The following is an 864-nucleotide window of genomic DNA, read 5'->3' as shown; positions in this document are numbered from 1 at the left end:
CCACGTCACGCGGCTCTTCAGCGCGACGGACGCGAAGTTCCACTTCGGGCCCAAGGACGTGTGGACGCTGTTCCACTCGTACGCGTTCGACTTCTCCGTCTGGGAGCTGTGGGGCGCATTGCTGTACGGCGGCCGGCTGGTGGTGGTGCCGTACTTCGTCAGCCGCTCGCCGCAGGCCTTCCTGCGCCTGCTGGCCGACGAGGGCGTCACCGTTCTCAACCAGACGCCCACCGCCTTCCGCCAGCTCCTCCACGCCGAGCAGCAGGCCGCGTCCCAGGGCGAAGCCCTCACCCTGGCGCTGCGCTACGTCATCTTCGGCGGTGAGGCGCTGGACCTCGCGTCGCTGCGCCCTTGGTTCGAGCGCCATGGCGACGCTCGGCCCCAGCTCGTGAACATGTACGGCATCACCGAGACCACGGTGCATGTCACGTGGCGTCCGGTGGGGCTCGTGGATTTGGAACGTCCCGGCTCCAGCGTCATCGGTCAGCCCATTGCCGACCTCCAGCTGTACCTGCTGGACGCGGCGGGACAGCCGGTGCCCCTCGGTGTACCGGGCGAAATCCACGTGGGCGGCGCGGGCGTGGCCCGAGGCTACCTGCGCCGGCCCGAGCTCACGGCCGCGCGCTTCGTGGACGACCGCTTCGGCCCCGTGCCGGGTCGCAAACTCTACCGCGCGGGAGACCTGGCGCGGCGGTTGCCTTCCGGAGACTTGGAGTACCTGGGCCGCATCGACCACCAGGTGAAGCTGCGGGGCTTCCGCATCGAGCTGGGCGAAATCGAGTCCTCGCTCAGCACGCACCCCGACGTCCGCGAGACGGTCGTCATCGTGCGCGAGGACGTGCCCGGAGACCAGCGCCTCGTGGC

1 protein-coding gene is annotated in these 864 nt (G+C 69.9%); it reads left to right on the top strand.

What is annotated here, in order from left to right; all coding sequences use genetic code 11:
• Positions 1–864 (top strand): AMP-binding protein (locus D7Y13_RS41815; RefSeq protein WP_147452661.1); only part of this gene is annotated, 864 nt, incomplete at both ends.

The organism is Corallococcus praedator (genome assembly GCF_003612125.1).
Lineage (GTDB): Bacteria > Myxococcota > Myxococcia > Myxococcales > Myxococcaceae > Corallococcus > Corallococcus praedator.
This window is presented reverse-complemented; position numbering and strand designations above follow the sequence as displayed.